21 protein-coding genes, 1 tRNA gene and 1 pseudogene are annotated in these 19,979 nt (G+C 57.9%); 18 read left to right on the top strand and 5 right to left on the bottom strand.

Going from position 1 to position 19,979, the window contains the following annotated elements; all coding sequences use genetic code 11:
- Positions 1-76: 76 nt before the first annotated feature.
- The 3 genes from AC1DIH_RS24170 to AC1DIH_RS24160 form a co-directional block, all read right to left on the bottom strand.
- Entirely contained in the window at positions 77-358 is a 282-nt protein-coding gene (locus tag AC1DIH_RS24170) for a peptidylprolyl isomerase (protein ID WP_100939307.1), read from the bottom strand.
- A 131-nt stretch (positions 359-489) separates the two neighbouring features.
- Positions 490-1,371: an esterase/lipase family protein gene (locus AC1DIH_RS24165; RefSeq protein ID WP_477773553.1), complete on the bottom strand. Its 882-nt coding sequence runs from the start codon at positions 1,369-1,371 to the stop codon at positions 490-492.
- 262 nt (positions 1,372-1,633) lie between these two features.
- Positions 1,634-2,713: a 3-deoxy-7-phosphoheptulonate synthase gene (locus tag AC1DIH_RS24160; RefSeq protein ID WP_477773552.1), complete on the bottom strand. Its 1,080-nt coding sequence runs from the start codon at positions 2,711-2,713 to the stop codon at positions 1,634-1,636.
- Positions 2,714-3,339: 626 nt separating this feature from the next.
- Between AC1DIH_RS24160 and AC1DIH_RS24155 the strand changes: the two genes are divergently transcribed.
- From AC1DIH_RS24155 to AC1DIH_RS24070, 18 genes and pseudogenes are all read left to right on the top strand, one after another.
- Complete coding sequence (locus AC1DIH_RS24155; RefSeq protein WP_477773551.1) at positions 3,340-4,098, top strand: carbon-nitrogen hydrolase family protein; 759 nt, start codon at positions 3,340-3,342, stop codon at positions 4,096-4,098.
- 9 nt (positions 4,099-4,107) lie between these two features.
- Complete coding sequence (locus AC1DIH_RS24150) at positions 4,108-4,542, top strand: GNAT family N-acetyltransferase (protein ID WP_477773550.1); 435 nt, start codon at positions 4,108-4,110, stop codon at positions 4,540-4,542.
- Positions 4,543-4,677: 135 nt separating this feature from the next.
- Complete coding sequence (gene gacA / locus AC1DIH_RS24145; RefSeq protein WP_019690936.1) at positions 4,678-5,319, top strand: response regulator transcription factor GacA; 642 nt, start codon at positions 4,678-4,680, stop codon at positions 5,317-5,319.
- Between the two features lie 2 nt (positions 5,320-5,321).
- Complete coding sequence (gene uvrC / locus AC1DIH_RS24140; RefSeq protein ID WP_477773549.1) at positions 5,322-7,145, top strand: excinuclease ABC subunit UvrC; 1,824 nt, start codon at positions 5,322-5,324, stop codon at positions 7,143-7,145.
- Between the two features lie 33 nt (positions 7,146-7,178).
- Positions 7,179-7,739 (top strand): CDP-diacylglycerol--glycerol-3-phosphate 3-phosphatidyltransferase, encoded by a 561-nt coding sequence (pgsA, locus tag AC1DIH_RS24135; protein ID WP_123583870.1) that lies wholly within the window; start codon positions 7,179-7,181, stop codon positions 7,737-7,739.
- 63 nt (positions 7,740-7,802) lie between these two features.
- A tRNA-Gly gene (locus AC1DIH_RS24130) sits at positions 7,803-7,878 on the top strand.
- A 476-nt stretch (positions 7,879-8,354) separates the two neighbouring features.
- Positions 8,355-8,840: a cyclic pyranopterin monophosphate synthase MoaC gene (gene moaC / locus AC1DIH_RS24125; RefSeq protein WP_477766130.1), complete on the top strand. Its 486-nt coding sequence runs from the start codon at positions 8,355-8,357 to the stop codon at positions 8,838-8,840.
- The gene (locus AC1DIH_RS24120; protein ID WP_477773548.1) at positions 8,837-9,082 is read left to right on the top strand and encodes a MoaD/ThiS family protein; all 246 of its coding nucleotides are present in this window, start codon (positions 8,837-8,839) and stop codon (positions 9,080-9,082) included. The genes moaC and AC1DIH_RS24120 overlap by 4 nt, the downstream gene beginning before the upstream one ends.
- A 4-nt stretch (positions 9,083-9,086) precedes the next feature.
- Positions 9,087-9,532: pseudogene (gene moaE / locus AC1DIH_RS24115) on the top strand (molybdopterin synthase catalytic subunit MoaE).
- Between the two features lie 54 nt (positions 9,533-9,586).
- Positions 9,587-10,030 (top strand): CopD family copper resistance protein, encoded by a 444-nt coding sequence (locus AC1DIH_RS24110; RefSeq protein WP_477773547.1) that lies wholly within the window; start codon positions 9,587-9,589, stop codon positions 10,028-10,030.
- Between the two features lie 119 nt (positions 10,031-10,149).
- Positions 10,150-11,535, top strand: coding sequence for an oxygen-independent coproporphyrinogen III oxidase (locus AC1DIH_RS24105; RefSeq protein ID WP_477773546.1), 1,386 nt, complete (start codon positions 10,150-10,152; stop codon positions 11,533-11,535).
- Complete coding sequence (gene hemN / locus AC1DIH_RS24100; protein ID WP_477773545.1) at positions 11,519-12,907, top strand: oxygen-independent coproporphyrinogen III oxidase; 1,389 nt, start codon at positions 11,519-11,521, stop codon at positions 12,905-12,907. Before AC1DIH_RS24105 ends, hemN begins: the two co-directional genes overlap by 17 nt.
- A gap of 202 nt (positions 12,908-13,109) precedes the next feature.
- Positions 13,110-13,913 (top strand): CbbQ/NirQ/NorQ/GpvN family protein, encoded by an 804-nt coding sequence (locus AC1DIH_RS24095; protein WP_253912233.1) that lies wholly within the window; start codon positions 13,110-13,112, stop codon positions 13,911-13,913.
- Positions 13,897-14,484, top strand: a complete 588-nt coding sequence (locus AC1DIH_RS24090) for a cytochrome c oxidase subunit 3 family protein (RefSeq protein WP_477773544.1) — start codon at positions 13,897-13,899, stop codon at positions 14,482-14,484. The genes AC1DIH_RS24095 and AC1DIH_RS24090 overlap by 17 nt, the downstream gene beginning before the upstream one ends.
- An 11-nt stretch (positions 14,485-14,495) precedes the next feature.
- Positions 14,496-14,759, top strand: a complete 264-nt coding sequence (locus tag AC1DIH_RS24085) for a cytochrome C oxidase subunit IV family protein (RefSeq protein ID WP_019690904.1) — start codon at positions 14,496-14,498, stop codon at positions 14,757-14,759.
- Between the two features lie 97 nt (positions 14,760-14,856).
- On the top strand, positions 14,857-15,297 hold the full coding sequence (locus tag AC1DIH_RS24080; protein WP_216744494.1) for a c-type cytochrome: 441 nt from the start codon (positions 14,857-14,859) through the stop codon (positions 15,295-15,297).
- A gap of 3 nt (positions 15,298-15,300) precedes the next feature.
- Positions 15,301-16,728 carry a cbb3-type cytochrome c oxidase subunit I gene (locus tag AC1DIH_RS24075; RefSeq protein ID WP_477773543.1) on the top strand — a complete coding sequence of 476 codons (1,428 nt, stop codon included), beginning with the start codon at positions 15,301-15,303 and terminating at the stop codon, positions 16,726-16,728.
- A gap of 78 nt (positions 16,729-16,806) precedes the next feature.
- The gene (locus tag AC1DIH_RS24070) at positions 16,807-18,648 is read left to right on the top strand and encodes a nitric oxide reductase activation protein NorD (RefSeq protein WP_477773542.1); all 1,842 of its coding nucleotides are present in this window, start codon (positions 16,807-16,809) and stop codon (positions 18,646-18,648) included.
- Positions 18,649-18,671: 23 nt separating this feature from the next.
- Here the strand turns inward: AC1DIH_RS24070 and AC1DIH_RS24065 are convergent, their stop codons facing one another.
- Both AC1DIH_RS24065 and AC1DIH_RS24060 read right to left on the bottom strand, forming a co-directional pair.
- Positions 18,672-18,872 carry a protein DnrP gene (locus AC1DIH_RS24065; protein WP_081013795.1) on the bottom strand — a complete coding sequence of 67 codons (201 nt, stop codon included), beginning with the start codon at positions 18,870-18,872 and terminating at the stop codon, positions 18,672-18,674.
- Complete coding sequence (locus AC1DIH_RS24060; protein WP_054596857.1) at positions 18,869-19,552, bottom strand: Crp/Fnr family transcriptional regulator; 684 nt, start codon at positions 19,550-19,552, stop codon at positions 18,869-18,871. The genes AC1DIH_RS24065 and AC1DIH_RS24060 overlap by 4 nt, the downstream gene beginning before the upstream one ends.
- Positions 19,553-19,979: the final 427 nt, after the last annotated feature.

Raw genomic sequence — 19,979 nt, 5'->3', positions numbered from 1 at the left:
GCCAGCCATAATCATTCGATACAAACGCAACGGCCCACCAGAAGGCGGGCCGTTGTTTGAGCAAATCGCGGAATGATCAGTCCTGGCGGCTGGTCACTTCCAGCAGGTGGTAACCGAACTGGGTCTTGACCGGGCCTTGCACGGTATTGACCGGTGCGCTGAAGACCACGGTGTCGAATTCCTTGACCATCTGGCCAGGACCGAACGAACCGAGGTTGCCGCCGTCACGGCTCGACGGGCAAGTGGAGTTGGCTTTGGCGATTTCGGCGAAATCAGCGCCGCCTTCGATTTGGGCTTTCAGTTCGTTGCACTTGGCTTCGCTGGCAACCAGGATGTGACGGGCAGTGGCTTTGGCCATTGGAAAAATCTCCATTCAATGTTCAGGTAAGGTGCTGAGCCTACCGGATTCAGTGACCTATTTCTCGTCAAAGTTCGGTCAATCGATTGCCGGTTTTCACCTCATCTTGCCGTTGTTCGAAAAAGACCTGTTTAAAGGCCAACGCTTTTCAAGCGTTCGGCATGCAGCAGATACAACTCGATGGGGTCGATACCCTTGCGTACCAGACCAGCCGTTTGATTGATCGCATCCAGATGGTCCATCGGGTAATCGGAGCGCAGGACGGTGCCCAGGTGCGAGCTGTAGCGGCCGACCATCCCGTCATTTTGCTCAGTCTCGCGGGTGAAAAACCTGGAAAACCCTCGACAAAAAGCGTGCAGTGGATCGAGCGCATGCAGCCCTGCATCCAGCAGGTTGCCCTGCAATGTGCCACTCCAGGAGTAATAACGAACGCCGTTGACCTGTTCTTCGCCGTTGCCACCCCAGGCCTTCGGCAGGCCTTGAGGGTATTTGGCATTGAAGGCCGCGACGCCTTCAGTCGTTAAAGCGTTGAGGGCGGCGACGGCGTTCTGCGGGATTTTCGGGTTGCCACTGATAAACGACAGGAACTCGACGAACAATGTCGAGACTGCCACCGCGACGTGTTCTGGCAGGTGCCCGGGGGTCAATGCCTTGCGCAAGCAGTCGGCGAGCTCGGAGCCATGGTTTGGCCCACTGACCGAGGTCACGGAAGCGACGTTCTGGGGCGTTATCGCTGCGGCATAACGAGCGGTCAGTGCGCCTTGGCTATGGCCGATCAGATTGACTTTGCTCGCGCCGGTGCCGGCCAGCACCCGGTCGATTTGCGCCAGCAGTTGCTGGCCACGAACCTCATTGCAGTGAGCGGCCGATAGGTGGGGTATGAACACTTGCGCGCCAGTGTTCCTCAGTGCCTGTTTCACGCCATGGAAGAGTTCCAGTTTGCCGATGCTTTCGAAACCGAAGAGGCCGTGGACCAGCAGGATAGGGTGCTGCGTGATTGCATTCCGTTGCATGTGCGTACCTGTATTCCGTAAGTTCGAGTGGGGTTCACGTCCTCACTCTAAAGCAGGGTGGCAGGCGAGCGGTGTGGGAAAAAACCGCTAGAAACGGTTGAAAGCGGAATAGAAATAGCGGGAAAGATCAGATTATTGCGAGGAATTGCTCGGAACATTTTGAGATCTTTTCGTCAGTGATTGCCTGGCGTTGCCGTTCCAGAGGTGCAACTGGAACGGCAGTTCCGGGCAATTGATCGCTGAGTACTTGTCTGCCGGTTGCTCAGATGCCCGTTTCAGGCCCGCGCAGCTTTAGGCTGGCGTTGCGCAACAACTGTTCGGTCGCCTCCCACCCCAGGCAGCCGTCAGTCACCGAAACGCCGTAGCGTAGCGACTGGCTCAACGGCTGGCAGCCTTCGAACAGATGGCTTTCAAGCATCATGCCGATCAGCGAGCGATTGCCGCTCAGGCGTTGTTCAAGCACTTCGTTGAACACGGCCGGCTGGCGTAATGGGTCTTTGCCACTGTTGGCATGACTGCAATCGACCATGATCCGCGAGGCAATCTTCAGCTTCTGCAAGTCGGCCTGTATGTGCGCGACGCTCTGGACGTCATAATTTGGCCCGCGATGCCCGCCGCGCAGCACCAGATGCGTATCCGGGTTGCCCTGAGTCTGAATGATTGCCGGGTGCCCCTGGCTGTCGACACCGAAATGCCGGTGGGGATGCGCTGCCGAGCGCATGGCATCGGTGGCGACGCCGACACCGCCATCGGTGCCGTTCTTGAAACCGACCGGCATGCCCAGGCCGCTGGCCATCTCACGGTGAATCTGTGATTCGGTGGTGCGCGCGCCGATGGCGACCCAACTCAACAGGTCGTCGAAGTAGCTGGCGGCCATGGGTTGCAGTAGTTCAGTGGCAATCGGCAAACCGAGGCGAAGCATTTCGCGCATCAATTCGCGAGAGAGGGTCAAGCCGCCGACCATGTCGTCGCTGCCATCCAGGTGCGGGTCGTAGGCCAGGCCTTTCCAGCCCACCGTGGTGCGAGGTTTTTCGATGTAGGCGCGCATCACCACGAGCATTTCATCGCTGACGTCGGCCGCAAGTCGGGCGAGCTTGCCAGCGTATTCGAGGGCGGAGTGCGGATCGTGAATCGAACAAGGGCCGACGACGACCAGCAGACGGGAGTCTTCACCGTTGAGAATCGCGCGGACCGCTTCACGGTGGGCAGCGACCTGTTGGGTCAGCGTGTGGGTGAGCGGCAATTGGTGCTTGAGTTGCAGCGAGCTGGGCAAACGCTGGGTCAGCGCTTCATTGGCCGGGCTCAAGGTGGACAGCGGCAGAGCAGAGATGGACGAGTTCATATTCAGGCTTCCTGGGCTGGCGGCGGGTTCGGTCCCGCGCGCTCGGCCCTACTGGGGTGTTCGACAATTGGCCGGGTTGGCTTCGAGTGTGTGCATGCCACCTGTGGGTGACCGATCGGAGGCGGCAGGCTGTCCCGAGCGGAGGCTGGTAAATCGCCAGGCGGAAAAACTGTCGTAACGGTAATAAGTGGCGTAGTTCATGTCGTGATTCCTTGAAGTCAGTGATGTCGCTAAAAATGTTTGGGGCTGAAAAAACAAAAACCCCGGTCGGGAAGCCGACCGGGGGTTGAGAATTCTCTGGTAGGCGACCCCTTGAGTAGTGGGCGCCGTGTGGGTATCAGGCGCGCCAGTGGCTAAACCAATACCCAAAATAAAAGTTTACCGGTGCGCAGACGCCATTCACCCGTGCAGCAGCAACCGAGCGCGGGGCGCTGGCGATGCGAAGCTGTGAAGGGGTATGCGGCATGGTCTGTCTCCGATGAATGCGCCGAGCTTACTAGAGGCGGGCGTGCAGATTCAATCAGTAAATGCTATCGGCTCGCAGGTCAATTTCTATGGCTTAAGCACGGCGAAGCTTTGTGCCACACTTCGTGATTGCTCGCGGACATTCATCAAGGACAACACAGATGACGACACTGACCATCGCCGCCGCGCAATCGATCTCGGTTGCCGGGGACGTTCACGCGAATATCGCTCGGCATCAACATTTCATTCAGGTCGCCGCCGAGCAGGGCGTGCAACTGTTGGTGTTCCCCGAGTTGTCACTTACGGGGTATGAGCGTGGATTGGCGGCGCAATTGGCGATCACGCCGGATGCAGCGGTTTTGCAGCCACTGCGGGATCTGGCTCGAGAGCTGGGTATCACCACCGTCGTCGGAATGCCGATTCGTCTATCGGCCAATTCGCCGGTACTGATTGGCGCGCTGGTACTGGCTGCCGATGGTTCGCTGGGGGTCTACAGCAAGCAACATCTGCATTCGGGCGAGGAGGTGGCGTTTGCGCCGGGTTCGGGCGGTTCGCTGCTGACGATGGGTAACGATACGATCGCGTTGGCGGTGTGCGCGGACTTTTCGCATGCCAGTCATGCCGCTGCGGCCGCCGACAAGGGGGCAAACCTCTACGCCGCCGGCGTGCTGATTACCGAAGGTGGCTATGCTCCGGACACTGCATTGCTGCAGGGTTATGCCAGCGAGCACTCGATGGTGGTGCTGATGGCCAATCATGGCGGTGCGACGGGCGGCTGGGAGTCGGCAGGGCGTAGCGCGATCTGGGCGTCGGACGGTTCGCTGATCACAGCTGCCCCGGGAACCGGGGATTTACTGGTGATTGCCCGCCGAAATACCGGTGAGTGGAGCGGCGAGGTCGTGCCCGTGGCCAGTGTATGAGGAGGGCAGATGGCTTTTGAACTGCGGCCGGCCTCGTCGGAACATTTGTCGTTTGCGCGAGCGTTGACCTGCCAAGCCATGCTTGGCTACTACATCCGGCATGACCTGCCGTGGATCGACGAGGCTTTCGATGTGGCTTGGGCAGGCCGGGAAAACTGGCTTATTTGCCAAAATTCAATAGTCCTGGGCTTTACCAGCCTGAGCCGCGATTCAAAGGCCCTGTACATTCGCGAGTTGCATGTGATCGAGACATTTCGCAATCAGGGCGCGGGTGCCTGGACGATCGAACAGGTGTATTCGAACGCCTGTGCGGAGCGACGTCCGGCGCTGCGTCTGACTGTGTTCAAGGACAATCCCGCCCAAGCGCTTTATCAGCGCATGGGCCTGGAGATTGTCGGGCAGGACGATTGTTTCCTGAGGATGGAGCGCAAATGTTCCCGCTGAAACCTCTGTAAAGCCTGTAGCTCAAGCCATTCAAGACGAATTGAAACTTTTATATAGCGCTTGCTGCTAGGTCTGCCGGATGCTTTTTGCTAAGGTGTTCGGCAACCAATAAGACCATTATCGCGAGGTGTCTGCTTGATTAGGGTGCTAGTAGTCGATGACCATGATCTCGTTCGTACAGGTATTACACGAATGTTGGCTGACATCGATGGTCTGCAAGTAGTCGGCCAGGCTGAGTCGGGGGAGGAATCCCTGCTTAAAGCGCGTGAGTTGAAACCGGATGTGGTGCTGATGGACGTCAAGATGCCCGGGATCGGCGGTCTTGAAGCCACGCGCAAGTTGTTGCGCAGCCACCCGGACATCAAAGTCGTCGCCGTAACCGTGTGCGAGGAAGATCCGTTTCCTACCCGACTGTTACAGGCAGGTGCCGCAGGCTATCTGACCAAGGGCGCAGGGCTTAATGAAATGGTGCAGGCGATTCGCCAGGTATTTGCCGGACAGCGTTATATCAGTCCGCAAATTGCCCAGCAGTTGGCGATAAAATCGTTCCAGCCGAGCAATGATTCGCCTTTTGACGCGCTGTCCGAGCGGGAGATCCAGATCGCCCTGATGATTGTCGGCTGCCAGAAGGTCCAGATCATTTCCGACAAACTATGCCTGTCGCCAAAAACCGTGAACACCTACCGTTACCGCATTTTCGAGAAGCTTTCGATCAGCAGCGATGTTGAGTTGACGCTGTTGGCGGTTCGTCACGGCATGGTCGATGCCAGCCTCTGACAATGACCGACCCGTTTGATCCAAGCGCCTTTCTTTCGACCGTCAGTGGGCGCCCCGGTGTGTATCGCATGTTCGACAGCGATGCGCGCCTGCTGTACGTGGGCAAAGCCAAGAACCTGAAGAAACGTCTGGCGAGTTATTTCCGCAAGACCGGCCTGGCACCCAAAACGGCTGCATTGGTTGGCCGGATTGCCCAAATTGAAACCACCATCACCGCCAACGAAACCGAAGCGCTGCTGCTTGAGCAGACGCTGATCAAGGAGTGGCGGCCGCCTTACAACATCCTCCTGCGAGACGATAAGTCCTATCCGTATGTATTTCTTTCGGATGGCGACTTTCCACGCCTGAGCATCCATCGCGGTGCAAAAAAGCTGAAGGGCAAGTACTTCGGCCCTTACCCGAGTGCCGGTGCGATTCGTGAAAGCCTGAGCCTGCTGCAAAAGACCTTTTTTGTTCGTCAGTGCGAAGACAGCTACTACAAGAACCGCACGCGACCCTGCCTGCAGTACCAGATCAAACGGTGCAAGGCGCCCTGCGTCGGCCTGGTCGAACCGCAGGTGTACGCCGAGGATGTGCGTCACTCGGTGATGTTCCTCGAAGGTCGCAGCAATGCGCTGACAGACGAGCTGTCCGCAGGTATGGAGCAGGCGGCGAGCACCCTCGATTTCGAGCGGGCGGCCGAGCTGCGGGATCAGATTTCCCTGCTGCGCCGGGTGCAGGATCAACAGAGCATGGAAGGCGGAACGGGGGATGTCGATGTTATCGCGGCGTTCATCAACCCGGGCGGTGCCTGTGTGCATTTGATCAGTGTGCGCGGCGGACGGGTACTGGGCAGCAAGAACTTTTTCCCGCAGGTGGGTATTGAAGAGGATGTTGCCGAGGTGATGGCGGCGTTTCTTGGCCAGTACTTCATCAGCAGTCCCGAACGCGACTTGCCGAGCGAGTTGATCGTCAATGTGGTCCACGAAGACTTTCCGACCCTGATCACGGCCATTGAAGAGCTGCGCGGTCGCGAGTTGACCATCAGCCATCGGGTCCGTGGTACGCGAGCTCGCTGGCAGCAGTTGGCCGTGACCAATGCCGAGCAGGCGCTCGGGGCGCGTCTGGCCAATCGTCAGCATGTTGCCGCACGGTTTGAAGCCTTGGCGCAAGTGCTTGACCTGGATGAGCCGCCGCAACGGCTGGAATGCTATGACATCAGTCACTCGAGCGGCGAAGCGACAGTGGCGTCTTGCGTGGTGTTTGGCCCGGAAGGACCGCTGAAGTCCGACTACCGCCGCTACAATATCGAGGGTGTCACGCCGGGCGATGACTACGCGGCGATGCATCAGGCGCTGACTCGACGCTTCAGCAAGCTGAAGGACGGCGAGGGCAAGTTGCCGGACATCCTGCTGGTGGACGGCGGCAAGGGGCAGTTGTCCATGGCGCGTGATGTGCTCAACGAGTTGGCCGTGCCTGACCTGATTCTTCTGGGCGTGGCCAAGGGCGCGACGCGCAAGGCCGGGTTTGAAACGCTGTATCTCAATGACGCCGCCCATGAGTTCACCTTGCGCGGGGATTCTCCGGCGCTGCACTTGATCCAGCAGATCCGCGATGAAGCCCACCGTTTTGCAATTACCGGTCACCGCGCACGACGTGGCAAAACCCGCCGCACTTCAACGCTCGAAGGTGTTGCCGGGGTAGGGCCGACGCGGCGACGTGACCTGTTGAAACATTTTGGTGGATTGCAGGAGCTGTCTCGTGCAAGCATCGAAGAGATCGCCAAAGCACCGGGGATCAGTAAAAAGCTCGCTGAGCTGATTTATGCAAACCTGCACAGCGAGTAGAATGCCCAACTCACCTCGTAGCCAGTTGTGCCGATGAATATCCCTAATCTGATCACCGTTCTACGCGTTCTGCTCATCCCGATCTTCATTTTGCTGTTTTACCTGCCGTACCAATGGAGTTACCTGGCGTCCGCCTCGGTCTTCGCGTTTGCTGCGGCTACGGACTGGCTGGACGGTTATTTGGCCCGCCGCCTGGAACAAAGCACACCGTTCGGGGCATTTCTCGATCCGGTAGCCGACAAGCTGATGGTCGCAGTGGCGCTGGTGCTGCTGGTACAGGAGCACGGTAACGTGTGGCTGACATTGCCGGCAGCGGTCATCATCGGTCGTGAAATCGTCGTTTCCGCTCTCCGAGAGTGGATGGCCGAACTGGGCGCGCGTGCGCATGTTGCCGTCTCGAACCTGGGCAAATGGAAAACCGCTGCGCAGATGCTGGCGCTGGTGATCCTGCTGGCCAATCCGTCGGACTTCAGCTTTTGGGTTCTGGTGGGTTATACCTTGCTGATGGTCTCCGCAGGCCTGACGTTGTGGTCCATGGTGCAGTATCTGCGTGCTGCCTGGCCGCATCTGAAAACCGATGTAGAAAAAAAATAAAACTTTTTTGAATCAAGGGGTTGACGAGACTTCCAAATTCTATAAAATGCGCCACACCAAGACGCGGGAATAGCTCAGTTGGTAGAGCACGACCTTGCCAAGGTCGGGGTCGCGAGTTCGAGTCTCGTTTCCCGCTCCAAATACAGAAAAACGCCACTCAATGAGTGGCGTTTTTTTTTGCGCGTTATTTTGTTGTCAGCATTGAAAGAAGAGGCTTTTGCCTCTTTTTACGTTTCAACAGGTTCCACTCGAAACCACTACCAGCGACGTTTTTTTAGTACATCGTCGGCGCTTGGCAGATCACTTTTTCTTGGTGCCCGCCTCACTGGAAACCGTACAGGTCACCTCCACCCATCCATACATGTCGGGGACTGTACGATGGCCCTTGCGCTGCCTCGACCAGAAGGATTGCCTGATCGGTGACGCGTTACCTGCGTCTGGTCGAAATGCCGGCAGCCAAGATCCTGTAAGCATGTGCCGTGCTCGACATCCAGATTTACGCAAGGTTGTAGCAATGGCCTTGTCTGGATTACTTGATTGACGTCAACCGTATGTGTCGGCCCGCTCTGTATTCTGCGCTGAAACCGACTGTTGGTAGCGCAAGGCTTATCGCTTATGACTGAATTGACACTGACTCACCTCGACTCACTGGGACGTGCACGAATGGTCGATGTTACGGATAAAGGCGTGACGTCTCGAGAAGCAGTGGCTGAGGCATGGGTTCATATGCTTGCCGAGACCCGACAACTGATTGCCAGTGGGGCTCACCCTAAAGGTGATGTATTTGCGGTAGCGCGGATCGCTGGCATTCAGGCGGCCAAACGCACGAGCGAGTTGATTCCGCTCTGTCATCCGCTGCTTTTGAGCAGTGTTAACGTTGAGTTGAGTTTTGAAGGAGACCAACGCGTACGCATTGTTTCTCGGTGCAAGTTGTCCGGACAGACCGGTGTCGAGATGGAGGCACTGACCGCCGCGAGTGTGGCGGCCTTGACCCTGTATGACATGTGCAAGGCCGTGGACCGGGGCATGAGTATCGAATCGGTGCGGCTGTTGGAGAAACGGGGTGGTAAAAGCGGTTGGTATCAGGCGTTGGAACAATGAAACTGAATGTTTTGTATTTCTCGCGGTACCGCGAAACGCTGGGCCGTGACGATGAAACGATTGAAGGTGATTTCACTTCTGTCGATCAGTTGCGTCTGCACCTGATACATYGTTCCGGTGTCTGGCGGGTGCTGGCCGAACAGAACCTCATGTGTTCCCGCAACCAGGACATGTGTGGGCTCGATGAGCCGTTGATAGACGGTGATGAAGTGGGTTTTTTCCCGACCGTAACGGGAGGGTGAGTCGATGATTCGAGTTCAGACAGGCAGCTTCGACCCCGGTACCGAAATCAACACGCTGCATGCTTTGAGCCTTGATGTCGGCGCGGTGGTGAGCTGTGTAGGGTATGTGCGTGACTCCAACGTCGGACGGGAAGTCGCCGGCCTGTTTCTTGAGCATTACCCCGGGATGACCGAAAAGGTGCTTGGCAAGATCGCCGACGAAGCTCGACAGCGCTGGCCGTTACTTGGATGGGTGTTGATCCATCGAATCGGAGCGTTGCAACCGGGAGAGCCTATTGTGTTTGTCGGCATCAGCAGCAGTCATCGTCAGGCGGCTTTCGAGGCCTGCGCGTTCGTGATGGATTACCTGAAAACCCGCGCGCCATTCTGGAAGAAAGAACAGACGGCGAGAGTTCCCATTGGGTCGAAGCTCGCAACAGTGATCGCGAGGCGGCGCAACGATGGGATTGACGTTTCCCTCGCTGTGAGTGAATCGTGTTCATTTGTATTGAGAGCGAGAATCCCATGCTCTATCCGCTGTTTCTGACGTTGCATCTGTTTGCCGCGCTGATTTTTATCGGCACGGTGTTCTTCGAAGTCCTGTTCCTTGAAAGTATCCGCAAGCAGCTGCCCGTCAAGGTCATGTTGCTGGTCGAACAGGGGGTCGGCCGACGTGCCCGCACCTTGATTCCATGGGTTCTGCTGGTATTGTTCGGCGCCGGACTGGGGATGGTCTGGCTGCGTTATTTGCCGGCCCTTGCAACGCCGATGACCTCATCGTTCGGCACATTGCTGATGTTGAAGATCGTGATGGCCGTCAGCGTACTGCTGCATTTCCTGGTCGCCATGTGTTTGTTCAAAAGTGGCCGGATGAGTGCCCGATACCTGCATTTCATCCATGGCAGCCTGTTCTGCCACATGATCGTCATCGTACTGTTGGCCAAGTGGATGTTTTACCTGACGTGGTGACTGTACGTAACGGGTGTCTGTTGCGCGACAAGCACCTTGCTCGCGCTTGATACAAATCAAGGAGCATTGATCGCCAAACCCCGACACTGGCGGTCCGCAGTCAGTCTCTGAGACCCGTCATGCTCAATTTATTCCGCAACTCCGGCGAGCTGAACGTTCGTTGCGATCAAGGCGTGCTCGATCCCAACGGCCATGTCGACACTGAAAAGTTCCATGACGGTATCGGCTCTCTGGACTTGCTTCGTGCCTTGCGTGTCAGCCGACAGAAGTGCCGTCCGCTGTCGCTGAATGTGCAACTGCCTTCTAACCTGAAGCCTTCCTTGTGTTCCCCTCGCGATATTTCATGCGAGCACAGTGGTGTCGAACACTATCTTCAGCATCTGCAACATGAGATCGACCTCGTCGGTTGTCACCTGGGGACCGGACAGCGGGTCGAGCAGTTTCATCTGGGGGGCGGAACACCTGCCATCACCCACCTGAGACGGCTGATGAATCACCTTCGTGGTCGATTCAACTTTCTTGGACATGAGTGCGCTGACTACAGCGTAGAAGTGGACCTTCACCATACCGATTGGTCGACCATGGGCGTGCTACGTGATCTGGGATTCAACCATGTCAGCATCGGAGTTCCAGACATCGGTGCCGACAGTGCGATGTCGGTGGCCTGCTACCAGAACCCGGCACCGATCCATTCGCTTATCGATGCCGCTCGTACCTTCGGTTATCGATCCATCAATGTCGATCTGGGTTATGGCCATGACTGGCAGACGCCAGAAAGTTTTGCGTTGAAACTGGCAACCATCATCGAACTGGAGCCGGACCGGCTGCTGGTGTTTGATTATGCCCGGCCACCTCAACGCTATCGGCCAAAGGCCGCAGGCGAAATCAGGGCGTTTTGCAGTGAGGAAGATAAAGGCGCCATGCGCCAGATCTGTTTTGAACAATTGATCGGTGCCGGTTATCACTACATTGGGCTGGGGCAGTTTGTCCGGCCCGATGACGATTTGGCGATTGCTCAGGAGCGCGGCCGATTACGTCGCAATAGTGAGGGGTTTACCCGTCACGGATATTGCGACCATATCGGGTTCGGTTTGGGCGCTATCAGTCAGATCGACAATTTGTATGCGCAAAACACCGACAAGCTGGAGCTGTATCAGCAGCAACTGGACATGGATCAATTGCCGACGAGCCGTGGCTGGCGCTGTGAGGCAGGGAGTCAGGTCAGGCACATGGTCGTGGAGCGCCTGGCATGTGATCTGGAGCTGGATATCCAGGCAATCGAGACGCGCTATGGACTTATTTTTCGTCAGTACTTTTCCGCCGTCTGTCCTGTGCTGGAGCGATTGACCCGTGAGGGGTTGATTGAGTTGTCTGATCGTTTCATCAGTATTCTTCCGGCCGGTCGGCCGCACGTGGATGCCATCTGCAACCTGTTTGAAAAGGATTCGGGCAGGGCGGGGCGTGAACCCCATTGCGAGTGGATTGATCATGACAACTTCGTTTGATTTCAATCGCGCCCTGGTCGAAAAGTATGACCGCCCGGGGCCGCGCTATACCTCTTACCCGACTGCGCCGCAGTTTCATCAGGCGTTCGCCGTCGATGACTATCAGCGTGCCGCCTCGGACAGCAACCAGGCGGCAACGCCAAAATCGCTGTCGGTGTACATCCACATCCCGTTCTGCGAGAGCCTTTGTTATTACTGCGCCTGCAATAAAATCATTACCCGCAAAACCCACCGCGCCGTCGAGTACCTGACGTACCTCAAGCGCGAAATCGCGATGCAAGCTGCCTTGTTCGACCGCACCCGCAAACTCACACAACTGCACCTGGGTGGTGGCACGCCGACCTATTTGACCAGCGAGCAACTGGCTGACCTTATGGACTGCCTGCATCAGGCATTCGACATGGATGACAGCGATGACCATGAGTTTTCCATTGAAGTCGACCCTCGCACCATCAGCACTGAACAGATCCAGTCGCTGCGCGGGTTGGGGTTCAATCGCCTGAGCTTCGGCGTGCAGGACTTCGATCCCGACGTGCAGGCCGCGGTCAATCGTCAGCAAAGTGAAGGGCAAATTTACGCACTGGTCGCTGCTGCGCGTCAGGCGAAATTCAAGTCGATCAGCGTCGATCTTATCTACGGCCTGCCTTTGCAAACCATGAACAGTTTTGACGTCACCCTCGGCAAGATCATCGCGTTGCGCCCGGACCGGATTGCAGCCTACAGCTACGCCCATTTGCCGGAGTTGGTGCGCGCGCAACGGCTGATTCGTCCGGCCGATATGCCGCCACCTGAGCGCAAGCTGGAGTTGCTTGAACTGACTGTCCGTCGTCTGACCGAGGCCGGTTATGTCTATATCGGCATGGACCATTTCGCCTTGCCGGACGATGAGTTGGCGTTGGCCCGGGCGAATGGCACGTTGCAGCGTAATTTCCAGGGTTATTCCACCCACGCCGACTGCGATTTGATCGGTCTCGGGGTGTCTTCGATCGGCAAGGTCGGCGATAGCTACAGCCAGAGCGTCAAGGAGCTTTCGCAGTATTACGCGCGACTCGATCAAGGCTTGTTACCGGTCCATCGAGGTTACCGCTTGAGCGCCGACGATCAGCTTCGCCGTGAAGTGATCAGCGATCTGATGTGTCATGGCCGGATCGACTTCGGCAAGTTTGAAACGCGTCATGCCATCTGCTTTACCGAATATTTTGCCGATGCGCTGATGCAACTGGACGAGCATGTTCGCGATGGATTGCTGCAGATTCACGAAGATGCGTTGGTGTTGTTGCCCCACGGGCATTTGATGATGCGCAGCGTGGCGATGGCGTTTGACGCCTATCTGGACGGTGATCAAAAAGGCCGGTTTTCACGCACCGTTTGAAGTCCCCGGCTCCGGGGACGCGTCAGCGGTGGCCAACGTGATTGTTTTTCAACTGTCCCAAGGTGCTCGGGGTGTCTACGGTCAGGACTGGAAAGTCGACTACTCGCTTGATCGCGATCAAGTTTGTCGGCCATGTCACTTGCCAGGTTGTCGCAGGCGCCCGTAGCGTGTTGCTTGAATCCGCTTTTGGAACAGACAGCCCATGGACCGTATCCCGTCTTGCGAACACAAGGTCGACCCCTTCTATCAACCGCTGAATAATGAGGAGGTACTGTTCGAGCAAGCCTGGCGTCACGGCATGCCGGTGCTGATCAAAGGCCCGACCGGGTGCGGCAAGACCCGTTTCGTCCAGCACATGGCCCATCGATTGAAACTGCCACTCTACACCGTGGCTTGCCACGACGACCTGAGTGCTGCCGACCTCATCGGCCGGCATCTGATCGGCGCCCAGGGCACATGGTGGCAGGATGGGCCGTTGACCCGCGCGGTGCGAGAAGGAGGTATCTGCTACCTCGACGAAGTGGTCGAGGCCCGTCAGGACACCGTGGTGGTACTGCATCCACTGGCCGATGATCGTCGGGAATTGTTTCTGGAACGCATCGGCGAAGTGTTGAAGGCGCCGCCCTCATTCATGCTGGTGGTGTCGTACAACCCCGGTTATCAGAACCTGCTCAAAGGCATGAAACCCAGCACCCGGCAACGCTTCGTGGCGATGCGTTTCGGCTATCCGCCGGTGGCTGACGAAGAGCGCATTGTCGCCAGGGAAGCGCAGGTGGACTGCGCCCTGGCGGCGCAAGTGGTCAGGCTGGGGCAGGCGCTGCGCCGGCTCGATCAGCATGATCTGGAAGAGGTCGCCTCGACGCGGCTGCTGATTTTCACGGCGCGAATGATCCGCTCCGGCATGAGTCCGCGTGAGGCGTGCATGGCCTGCCTGGCCGAGCCGTTGAGCGATGATCCGCTGACGGTTGCGGCGCTGATGGACGTGGTTGATGTCCACTTCGGCTGAGTCCAGGGGCGTTGCGCATGGTCACCTGCCGGGCGACTTGGCGATGTGGTTTTTCATTCTGGCCGAGCTGTCGGTGTTTGCGATTTTGATCCTGGCGTTTGCCGTGACCCAGGCGCTCAAGCCGCAGCTGTTCGGCGAAAGCCGCCTGTTGCTCAACACCTCTACCGGCCTGGCGATGACCCTGAGCCTGCTCACCGCCGGGCTGTTCGCCGCGCTGGCTCAGGAGCAAGTCAGGCGCTCTCGGTCCCGCCAAGGCGCCGTGCTTTTGCTGGCAGCGTTGCTTGCCGGTAGCGTCTACGTGGTGTTGAAACTTACCGAATACCAGCACTTGCTGGCCTCGGGGCTGGGCATGGAGCACAACACTTTTTTCACCCTTTACTGGATCCTCACCGGTTTTCATTTCCTCCATGTATTGCTCGGCATGGTCATTCTTGGATGGCTGGCCGAGCGGTGTCGTCGTGGCTTGTACAGCGAAGACAACCGCAGCGGGTTTGAATCCGGCGTGCTGTATTGGCACATGGTCGACCTGATCTGGGTCGTGCTGTTTCCGCTGGTCTACGTGCTGAATTGACGGGAGGTTTTATGTCCGCTTCCAGGTTACTGCTGGTCTGCTGGGCCGCGCTGGCCACGTTAAGCGTGTGCACGGTGGTGCTGGCACAGGTGGGGGTGACCTGGCAGCTGTCCATTGCCATCTTGGGGGTAGCGGTCGGCAAGGCCTGCCTGATCACCGATGGTTTCATGGAGCTGCGCCGCGCGCCCAGACTATGGCGCCGATTGATGTTGAGCTGGGCGCTGGTATTGGCGGCACTTGTGGGGCTGAGTCTGTTGTCAGTCCTCTCTGGATAATACCCGACCAAAACCATCTGGTTTTCTTGATCGCCATCAAGCCGGTTTCAACCCTGCGCTTCCTAGAATGGACGGGTCAAGCAAAGAGGAAGCGACCATGTCAGAGACCTTCACCAAAGGCATGGCCAGGAATATCTACTTCGGGGGAAGCGTCTTCTTCTTCCTGATATTCCTGGCCTTGACCTATCACTCGGAACAGACCTTTCCCGCCCGTAGCAATGAAGCGCAGCTAAGCGAATCAGTGGTGCGCGGCAAGTTGGTCTGGGAGCAAAACAACTGCGTCGGCTGCCACACATTGCTGGGTGAGGGCGCCTACTTTGCGCCTGAACTGGGCAACGTGTTCCAGCGTCGTGGCGGGGAGGCGGGCTTCAAACCTTTTCTGCATGCCTGGATGAAAATGCAGCCGCTGGGCGTACCGGGTCGGCGAGCGATGCCGCAGTTCAACTTGAGTGACCAGGAGGTGGATGACATCGCCGAGTTCCTCAAGTGGAGCTCGAAAATCAACACCAATGGCTGGCCGCCAAACAAGGAGGGCTGAGAGATGAGCGTGACTAATCCACATCTGAAATTTGCCTCGCAAGCCGTGGCCAAACCGTACTTCGTGTTTGCACTGATACTGTTTCTCGGTCAGGTGGTGTTCGGTTTGATCATGGGCCTGCAATACGTGGTGGGGGACTTTCTGTTCCCGACCATTCCCTTCAACGTGTCGCGGATGGTGCACACCAACCTGCTGATCATATGGTTGCTGTTCGGCTTCATGGGCGCTGCTTACTACCTGATTCCGGAAGAGGCCGACCGTGAACTGCACAGTCCGAAGCTGGCACTCATCCTGTTCTGGGTATTCGCCGCCACCGGTGTATTGACGATCCTGGGTTATCTGCTGGTGCCTTATGCGGGCCTGGCCAAGTTGACCCACAATGAGCTGCTACCGACCATGGGCCGCGTTTATCTGGAGCAGCCGACCATCACCAAGATGGGGATTGTGCTGGTGTGCCTGGGCTTTCTCTACAACATCGGCATGACTCTGCTTAAAGGTCGCAAGACCACGGTGAGCGTGGTCATGATGACCGGGCTGATCCTGCTTGCAGTGTTCTTCCTGTTCTCCTTCTATAACCCCGGAAACCTGGTCCGCGACAAGTTCTACTGGTGGTGGGTGGTGCATCTTTGGGTGGAAGGTGTATGGGAGTTGATCATGGGCTCGATGCTGGCTTTCGTGCTGATCAAGATCACCGGGGTAGACCGGGAAGTGGTGGAGAAATGGCTCTATGTAATCATCGCCATGGCGTTGATTACCGGGATCATCGGCACCGGTCACCACTACTTCTGGATCGGTGGGCCAGAGGTCTGGTTATGGGTCGGTTCAATCTTCTCCGCACTGGAGCCGCTGCCCTTCCTGGCGATGGTGATATTCGCCTTCAGTATGGTGAAGAACCGGCGTCGGCAACACCCGAACCGCGCCGCGACGCTATGGGCCAAGGGCACCACGGTGACCGCCTTTTTCGGCGCTGGTGTCTGGGGTTTTCTGCATACCCTGGCACCGGTCAACTACTACACCCATGGCACGCAGTTGACGAACGCTCACGCCCACCTGTCGTTCTACGGGGCTTACGCGATGATCGTGATGACGTTGATCAGCTACGCCATGCCACGCTTGCGCGGGTTGGGTGAGGCCGGTGACGAGCGCTCGCAGACTCTGGAGATCTGGGGATTCTGGTTGATGACCCTGTCGATGGTGATGATCACGCTGCTGCTCACTGCTGCCGGTGTTGTACAGATCTACCTGCAACGCTGGCACGCCGACGGAATTGCCTTGCCGTTCATGGCCACGGTCGAACATTTGCAGGTGTTGTTCTGGGCGCGTCTGGGGGCTGGGGTTGGTTTCCTCGCCGGGCTGCTCTGCTATTTGTTCAGCTTCAAGCAGCGGGGGCGCGCCGCCTTGCGCGCCCCGGCGGCGGTGGTGCCTTCATGAGCCGGATCAACGGCTAGAAAAGGTCGGCCCGGCTGATACAGCGGGCCGTTTTTTTGGTGTCCAAGAAGGGCAAACAGCATGGCCTTTACCGTCGAACTGGAAGAGTGGGTAGGCAGTGCATGGCACCGCTTCATCACCCGGCGCGCCAGCCCGGATTTCCCCGAAGCACGGGTTGAGCTGATCAACCAGCAACGCCCGCTGGCGCTGTTGTTCCGCGCCACGGGTGGTGCGAATGGCATCGGGCTTGAAGCGGCCAGCGACCGCGATCTGCTACTGCGGCGCAGCGTGTTGCAGCAGATCGCTGGTACCTGCAAGCAAGTGCCCTTGGCGTGGTGTGACGAGAATACCCTGCGGCTGCCGTCGAGCCTCGCGGTGTTCCCTGAAGTCGCACTGAATGAGGAACTCTATCGTTGGCTCGCGTTGCTGGCAGCGCAGGCCGGTCAGATGCGGCATTGGGGGCGGGACAACCAGCGCTGGACGCAATTGCTGTTGCGGCGCTATCCAGCGCTACGCGCGCGCTACCAGCGATTGGTCGAGGCCCACCTGCAATTGCGCCCGGATCCGGCATCGTTGAACAGCAATGAAGCCGCACTGGAACGGGCGTTACGCCAGGCGCTACGCGAGCCGGGCAGTGTCGAGCATTTTCCCCGCAGCGAACGGGCGGCGTGGCCACTGCCGCTGTGGTTGTACCCACCGCAACATCTCGCCAGCCCGCAGGCTGCCGATCTGGGCGATGAATCCGAAGAGTCTTTGACGACGTCTCCCGGCGAGCAGAAAGGCGGGCGCAAACGCGCCAAACGCATTGACGACAGCAGCCGTGACGGCGGGCTATTGGTGGTCCGCCTGGAGAACCTGTTCAGTTGGACCGAACACGTGGACCTGGATCGCTGGTCAGACGACAGCGAAGACCAGGACGCCGCCAGGGTCGCTGATGATCTGGACGAATTGACCCTGTCGCGCACCTGGCTGCGCAAGGGTGGCGGGCTGAAGCTGCACCTGGATTTGCCACCGGCCGATGTCGACGATATTCCCTTGGGCGAGGGCATCAAGTTGCCGGAGTGGGACTATCGAAAACAGCAGATGCAGGGCGCCTTCGTCAATCTGCAAATGATGGTACCCCGTGACTGTGAAGCGCAGCCGCTGCCGCCACGGTTGAAGGTTTCGGCGCAGCGCCTGCGACGCCAATTCGAGCACTTGCGCAATGACCGTCAGTGGTTACGCCAGCAACTTCAGGGCTCGGAACTGGACATGCAGGCCTGGCTGGATTTTCACGTTGAACGCGAGCATGGCCAGTGTGCCGAGCGCGGTCTGTTCATGGAGCAACGCCAGACACGCCGCGACCTGGCGTGCCTGTTGCTGGCCGATGTGTCGATGTCCACCGACGCACACCTGAACGATGAGCATCGTGTGATTGATGTCATCCGCGACACGCTGTTGCTGTTTGGCGAAACCCTGTCGGGGCTGGGGGATGATTTCGCCCTGTACGGGTTTTCCTCACTGCGTCGTCAGCAAGTGCGCATGCAGGAACTCAAGTCCTTCACCCAGCGTTATGACGACAACACCCGCGGTCGTATTCAAGGGCTCAAGCCGGGGTATTACACGCGCATGGGTGCTGCGATTCGCCAGGCCACGCGCCTGCTGGGCAGCAGCAAACGGCGCAGTAAACTGTTGCTGTTGCTGACAGATGGCAAACCGAATGATCTGGATTTGTACGAGGGCCGCTACGGTGTTGAAGACACCCGCGAGGCGGTGCTGGAGGCACGGCGTCAAGGACTGACGCCGTTCTGTATCACCATTGATCGTGAGGCCGGGGATTACCTGCCGTACATGTTTGGCGCCAATGGCTACACCGTGATCCGCCAGCCTGAGCAATTACCGCTGCGCTTGCCGCAGTTGTATCGCCAACTGACTCAGCCTTGAGCCCCGGTCTGACTCAAGCGGCATCAACTGATGCCGCGCGGCAACCCGAAAAACATCGCTATGCAAAAGATTGTCAGGCCGATACAGAACCACCTGAACCGGCGCAGTCGACGTTCCTGAGCACGTTCGGCCATCGCCGGCAGGGGCATGCCGCATTGGAGGCATTCGGATTGTTTTGGCGGGTTAGGGTGTTGGCAATACAGGCAGACGGGCAAGGTGCTCACTCAAACTGCTCCAGGCGCAGACGATCAAGAATGGCGATCTGGCGGCCGTCCTGAGTGATGATGTTTTCATCGATCAGGCGCCGGATGATCCGCGAAAAGGTTTCCGGCTGGATCGACAGATGCCCGGCAATCAATTGCTTGGCCATCGGCAGCTCGAAATGGCTGTTGACGGTTTGCTGGCGCACCAGTTGCGTCAGCAGGTAACGCACGACCCGGTGGGTGGCGTTTTTCAGGGACAAGGTTTCGATTTCATTGACCCGTTGATGCAAGCGAACGCAGAGCTTGCCGAGCAACGCAAAGGTCAACCGGCTGTTGCTCTGGAGCAGGCGCATGTAGGTGCTGTTGGACAGCCGGTAGAGCTGGGTGGGGCAGACCGCCTCGGCCGAGGCTACATAATTGGGTGTGTCCATCAACATCATCGCCTCGGCGAAGGTTTGTCGATCACCGATGACTTCAAACACTTTCTCCTGCCCATCGGGTGTCAACCGGTAGATTTTCACCGCCCCGGCAATTATGAAATAGAACGAATCTGCCGGCTCACCCTGACGGAACAACGGCTCGCCTTTGTCGATGCTCAGCAAGTGGCTGGTACTCATCAACTCATCCAGCTGTTCTTCATTCAACGGCTCGAACAAGTGATGACTGCGCAGAATCTGGTGATGGACGCGATGAAGCACCATGGAAATTCATCCTGAAGATAGAGGAAGGAGCGGTTGTCCCGTCAGACGAGGCCCAGGGAGAGGCTGCTGGCCAAGGCCAGGACTGAGGTCAACACCACAAACCAGGCCAGTGGCTGGATGATTTTTTTCATGACGACTCCGGGCAATCGAGAGGGATCCAGGATTTCTATGAGGTTGCCCATGCAGAGCAAGACGCGGGCCAGGCTCGGAGGCTCTTGTTTACCTGGGTTCTCAGGTGTGAGGGTAAAAAAGACTATGCCGTCTAGGGTTTAAATAACCCTTAAATGGTCATTTGTACCCTGGAGCCGATCACCTTTGTGGCGAGGGGGCTTGCCCCCGTTCGGCTGCGCAGCAGTCGTAAAACCGGCTGATGCGTTCTATCTGACGCGCCACGGATGCCGGTTCTGGGAGCGCTTCGCACTCCAAC

Source organism: Pseudomonas sp. 05N36, assembly GCF_056397385.1.
Note: the sequence above shows the minus strand (reverse complement) of the source record. Positions and strands in the feature narration are given on the sequence as shown.

Bases quoted from the DNA above. Each gene is read 5' to 3' on its own strand.
- AC1DIH_RS24170 (WP_100939307.1), bottom strand. From the start codon at position 358: ATGGCCAAAGCCACTGCCCGTCACATCCTGGTTGCCAGCGAAGCCAAG.
- AC1DIH_RS24165 (WP_477773553.1), bottom strand. From the start codon at position 1,371: ATGCAACGGAATGCAATCACGCAGCACCCTATCCTGCTGGTCCACGGC.
- AC1DIH_RS24160 (WP_477773552.1), bottom strand. From the start codon at position 2,713: ATGAACTCGTCCATCTCTGCTCTGCCGCTGTCCACCTTGAGCCCGGCC.
- AC1DIH_RS24155 (WP_477773551.1), top strand. From the start codon at position 3,340: ATGACGACACTGACCATCGCCGCCGCGCAATCGATCTCGGTTGCCGGG.
- AC1DIH_RS24150 (WP_477773550.1), top strand. From the start codon at position 4,108: ATGGCTTTTGAACTGCGGCCGGCCTCGTCGGAACATTTGTCGTTTGCG.
- uvrC (WP_477773549.1), top strand. From the start codon at position 5,322: ATGACCGACCCGTTTGATCCAAGCGCCTTTCTTTCGACCGTCAGTGGG.
- pgsA (WP_123583870.1), top strand. From the start codon at position 7,179: ATGAATATCCCTAATCTGATCACCGTTCTACGCGTTCTGCTCATCCCG.
- moaC (WP_477766130.1), top strand. From the start codon at position 8,355: ATGACTGAATTGACACTGACTCACCTCGACTCACTGGGACGTGCACGA.
- AC1DIH_RS24110 (WP_477773547.1), top strand. From the start codon at position 9,587: ATGCTCTATCCGCTGTTTCTGACGTTGCATCTGTTTGCCGCGCTGATT.
- AC1DIH_RS24105 (WP_477773546.1), top strand. From the start codon at position 10,150: ATGCTCAATTTATTCCGCAACTCCGGCGAGCTGAACGTTCGTTGCGAT.
- hemN (WP_477773545.1), top strand. From the start codon at position 11,519: ATGACAACTTCGTTTGATTTCAATCGCGCCCTGGTCGAAAAGTATGAC.
- AC1DIH_RS24095 (WP_253912233.1), top strand. From the start codon at position 13,110: ATGGACCGTATCCCGTCTTGCGAACACAAGGTCGACCCCTTCTATCAA.
- AC1DIH_RS24090 (WP_477773544.1), top strand. From the start codon at position 13,897: ATGTCCACTTCGGCTGAGTCCAGGGGCGTTGCGCATGGTCACCTGCCG.
- AC1DIH_RS24085 (WP_019690904.1), top strand. From the start codon at position 14,496: ATGTCCGCTTCCAGGTTACTGCTGGTCTGCTGGGCCGCGCTGGCCACG.
- AC1DIH_RS24080 (WP_216744494.1), top strand. From the start codon at position 14,857: ATGTCAGAGACCTTCACCAAAGGCATGGCCAGGAATATCTACTTCGGG.
- AC1DIH_RS24075 (WP_477773543.1), top strand. From the start codon at position 15,301: ATGAGCGTGACTAATCCACATCTGAAATTTGCCTCGCAAGCCGTGGCC.
- AC1DIH_RS24070 (WP_477773542.1), top strand. From the start codon at position 16,807: ATGGCCTTTACCGTCGAACTGGAAGAGTGGGTAGGCAGTGCATGGCAC.
- AC1DIH_RS24060 (WP_054596857.1), bottom strand. From the start codon at position 19,552: ATGGTGCTTCATCGCGTCCATCACCAGATTCTGCGCAGTCATCACTTG.